At 71.3% G+C, this 2,616-nt stretch carries 2 protein-coding genes and 1 pseudogene; all 3 read left to right on the forward strand.

The features are described 5' to 3' along the window. Positions 1–148 precede the first annotated feature (148 nt). A complete protein-coding gene (locus G6024_RS15635) occupies positions 149–832 on the forward strand; it encodes a response regulator transcription factor (protein ID WP_067713428.1) in 684 nt (227 codons plus the stop codon). Next, on the forward strand, positions 832–2,223 hold the full coding sequence (locus G6024_RS15640; protein WP_067713252.1) for a HAMP domain-containing sensor histidine kinase: 1,392 nt from the start codon (positions 832–834) through the stop codon (positions 2,221–2,223). The genes G6024_RS15635 and G6024_RS15640 overlap by 1 nt, the downstream gene beginning before the upstream one ends. A 61-nt stretch (positions 2,224–2,284) precedes the next feature. Next, positions 2,285–2,616 (forward strand): annotated as a pseudogene (locus G6024_RS16440) (hypothetical protein); the annotation flags it as partial.

The following is a 2,616-nucleotide window of genomic DNA, read 5'->3' on the forward strand; positions in this document are numbered from 1 at the left end:
CCGCGGGCGCCGCACGCACACGCCCGGTCACGAGCCCGGCGGGTCCACACGGACCCGTCGGGCTCGTCGGCGTCTGTGGCGCGCGTGGCGGCGGCCCTCCGGGGCGGATCCTCAGCCGCGCTTCAGTCGGGTGGGCGAGAATCCCGTCATGAAGATTCTCGTTGTCGACGACGACCAGGCCGTGCGCGAATCGCTCCGGCGCTCCCTGACTTTCAACGGCTACGACGTGGAGCTCGCCGGCGATGGCATCGAGGCGATCGAGAGGGTCGGCACCAACCGGCCCGACGCGGTCATCCTCGACGTGATGATGCCCCGTCGGGACGGGCTCGAGGTGTGCCGGATCCTGCGCAGCAGGGGGGACGACCTGCCGGTGCTCATGCTCACCGCGAGGGACGCCGTCTCCGAGCGGGTCGCGGGTCTGGACGCGGGGGCCGACGACTACCTGCCCAAACCCTTCGCGTTGGAGGAACTCCTCGCCCGCCTGCGGGCTCTGCTGCGTCGTCGCGGCACGGACGCCGAGGAGGTCGACGAGGTGCTGGAGTTCGAGGACCTGCGGATGGATATCGCGACCCGCGAGGTCACCCGCGGCGAGCGCCGGATCCAGCTGACCCGCACCGAGTTCTCCCTGCTCGAGCTCCTCATGCACCACCCACGCCGGGTCCTCACCCGGAGCCACATCCTCGAGGATGTGTGGGGCTACGACTTCCCGACCTCGGGTAACGCTCTCGAGGTCTACATCGGCTACCTACGGCGTAAGACGGAAGGGGAGGGTGAGAGCCGGTTGATCCACACCGTGCGCGGTGTGGGTTACGTGCTGCGCGAGACGCCGTAGTGCCCGCCCGCACGATGCGGACGGGGTCCGCACCGATCTCCCTGCACCAGCGGGTGACGCTGCTGGCGGCGAGCTCGGTGGGTGTCGCGGTGGCCCTCATGGCCGTCGCGGCGTACTTCGTCGTGTCGGGGTCGATGTACAGCGATGTCAACAACCGCCTGCAGCAGCAGGCCGACCAGCTGGTCAACAGCCAACTCGCCTCCGAGTTCGCCCTGCAGTCGCGCAGCACGCTGATCGCACTGCGGGCGTTCAACCCGAACCTGGACGCGCAGATCGTCGCTCCCTCCGGGGTGCGCACCGCGACCGGGGAGCCCTTCCAGATCGGTGGCCCGGAGATCGCGGTCGTGCGCGGCGAGGCCGAGTCGAGCCTGCGTACCTCCGGGGGCAAGCAGATCTACGCGGTCGGGGTCCGAGACGGCTCGACCCTCATCCTGGCCCAGGACCTTAGCCCCACCCGTGCTGCGTTGAACCGTCTGGCGATCGTGCTCACGCTCGTCGGGGCAGCGGGCATCGCCCTGGCCGCGGTGGCCGGGACGGCCGTCGGCCGCACCGGGTTGGCGCCGGTGGCCCGGCTGACCAGGGCCGTGGAACGCATCGCCCGCACCGATGATCTGCGGCCGATCCCCGTGGCCGGTGACGACGAAATCGCCCGCCTGACGAGCAGTTTCAACCAGATGCTCGTCGCGCTGGGGGAGAGCCGGGAGAGACAGGCGCGGCTCGTCGCGGACGCCGGGCACGAACTCAAGACGCCACTGACGAGTCTGCGGACGAACGTCGAGTTGCTCATCGCGGCCAGTCGCCCCGGCGCGCGGACGATCCCCGACGCCGACCGGAACGAACTCGAGGCAGACGTCGTGGGGCAGATCTCGGAACTCAGTCAGCTCGTCGGGGATCTGGTCGAGCTCGCCCGGGAGGACTCCGGGGAGGTCGAGCTGGAGCCGGTGGCCGTCTCCGACGCGGTCGAACGGGCCCTCGAGCGGGTCCGGCGTCGCCGGCACGACGTGGACTTCGACGTCGAGTTGATGCCCTGGTACTCCTTCGGCGACTCGGCCGGGATCGAGCGTGCGGTGCTGAACGTGTGCGACAACGCGGCCAAGTGGAGTCCCACCGGCGGGACGGTGACGGTGCGGATGCGGCCCGTCTCCGACGCGGTCATGGAACTGACGGTCGCCGACCAGGGGCCCGGCATCCCCGAACAGGACCGCGAGCTGGTCTTCGAACGCTTCCATCGCTCGCACGAGGCGCGCGCGATGCCGGGGTCGGGTCTGGGGCTGGCCATCGTCCGACAGGTCACGACCCGACACGGCGGAACCGTCGAGATCAGCGACGCCGAGGGCGGCGGCGCACTGGTGCGGGTGACCATCCCCGGAAGCGAGCAGCCGCCCGGGTGAGTCCCGGGGTGGCGCGCACCGTCTCAGCGGGCACACAGCGCCATCGGGAACCATGGGACTCATGGAGAACGAGAACGAGAACGGCCGGGGCAGGGGCGAACCCGGGTCCCCGGACGAGTGGGCCGGCAGATCGGGTGCCGGTCTCGAAGGACCCGCACACGGACCCTCCGGCCAGAACCCCTACGCCGCCGAGAATCCCTACGGCATGGCCCAGGGGTGGGGTGGAACCGATCGGCCCACCACGGCCTTCCCCGCACAGCACCCCGCACAGCACCCCGCACAGGCGCAGGGGCAGGGGCAGCACCCCGCACAGGGGCAGGGGCAGGGGCAGGCCGGACCGTGGCGACCCGCGGACGCCATGCCCCCCTCGGGCCCGCCGCCCCACCCCGGGGC

This window comes from Dietzia maris (assembly GCF_014144855.1).
In the GTDB taxonomy this organism is placed as follows: domain Bacteria; phylum Actinomycetota; class Actinomycetes; order Mycobacteriales; family Mycobacteriaceae; genus Dietzia; species Dietzia kunjamensis.

Excerpts from the sequence above, each read along its gene's own strand:
- G6024_RS15635 (WP_067713428.1), top strand. The coding sequence starts at position 149 with ATGAAGATTCTCGTTGTCGACGACGACCAGGCCGTGCGCGAATCGCTC.